The organism is Pseudomonas sp. NPDC079367 (assembly GCF_044542195.1).
Classification (GTDB): domain Bacteria; phylum Pseudomonadota; class Gammaproteobacteria; order Pseudomonadales; family Pseudomonadaceae; genus Aquipseudomonas.
The window spans coordinates 1-1,423 of the sequence record NZ_JBITTW010000094.1; the positions used below are offsets into that span (position 1 = coordinate 1).

1 protein-coding gene and 1 pseudogene are annotated in these 1,423 nt (G+C 57.9%); both read left to right on the forward strand.

Annotated elements, in window-relative coordinates:
• On the forward strand, nt 1-102 hold a 102-nt coding region (locus ACIGDJ_RS28290; protein ID WP_397504725.1), incomplete at its 5' end, for a F0F1 ATP synthase subunit gamma.
• Nucleotides 103-129: 27 nt separating this feature from the next.
• A pseudogene (gene atpD, locus ACIGDJ_RS28295) lies at nt 130-1,423 on the forward strand (F0F1 ATP synthase subunit beta); the annotation flags it as partial.

The following is a 1,423-nucleotide window of genomic DNA, read 5'->3' on the forward strand; positions in this document are numbered from 1 at the left end:
GGGGAGTTGATCAGCGATTTGCAGCAGATCTACAACAAGGCGCGACAGGCTGCGATCCCCCAAGAGATCTCGGAAATCGTCGGCGGCGCTGCCGCGGTTTAACGGTTCAAATATTCAGAGGATCCAGCTATGAGTAGCGGACGTATCGTTCAAATCATCGGCGCCGTTATCGACGTGGAATTTCCACGCGACAGCGTACCGAGCATCTACAACGCGCTGACTGTACAAAGCGCGGCCGCAACCACCCTGGAAGTTCAGCAGCAGCTGGGCGACGGCGTGGTGCGTACCATTGCGATGGGTTCCACCGAGGGCTTGAAGCGCGGTCTGGAAGTCAGCGACTCTGGTGCAGCCATCTCCGTACCGGTCGGTAAAGCGACCCTGGGCCGGATCATGGACGTCCTCGGCAACCCGATCGACGAAGCTGGCCCGATCGACACCGAAGAGCGCTGGGGCATTCACCGCGCAGCACCTTCGTTCGCCGAGCAAGCAGGCGGCAACGACCTGCTGGAAACCGGCATCAAGGTTATCGACCTGGTCTGCCCGTTCGCCAAGGGCGGTAAAGTCGGTCTGTTCGGTGGTGCCGGTGTAGGCAAAACCGTAAACATGATGGAACTGATCCGTAACATCGCCATCGAGCACAGCGGTTAATCAGTGTTCGGAGCGTACTCGTGAGGGTAACGACTTCTACCACGAGATGAAGGACACCAACGTTCTGGACAAAGTGGCACTGGTTTACGGTCAGATGAACGAGCCGCCGGGAAACCGTCTGCGCGTAGCACTGACCGGCCTGACCATGGCCGAGAAGTTCCGTGACGAAGGTAACGACGTTCTGCTGTTCGTCGACAACATCTATCGTTACACCCTGGCCGGTACTGAAGTATCCGCACTGCTGGGCCGTATGCCTTCGGCAGTAGGTTACCAGCCGACCCTGGCTGAAGAGATGGGCGTTCTGCAAGAACGTATCACTTCGACCAAGGAAGGTTCGATCACCTCGATCCAAGCGGTATACGTACCGGCGGACGACTTGACTGACCCGTCGCCAGCGACCACCTTCGCCCACTTGGACGCCACCGTCGTTCTGTCCCGTGACATCGCTTCCCTGGGTATCTACCCGGCGGTAGATCCACTGGATTCGACTTCGCGCCAGCTGGACCCGAACGTGATCGGCCAGGACCACTACGACACCGCTCGCGGCGTTCAGTATGTTCTGCAGCGTTACAAAGAGCTGAAAGACATCATCGCGATCCTGGGTATGGACGAGCTGTCGGAAGCCGACAAACAGTTGGTTAACCGTGCTCGTAAGATCCAGCGCTTCTTGTCGCAGCCGTTCTTCGTGGCTGAAGTCTTCACCGGTGCTTCGGGTAAATACGCTTCCCAGAAAGACACCATTGCTGGCTTCAAAGGCATCCTCAACCGTGACTAC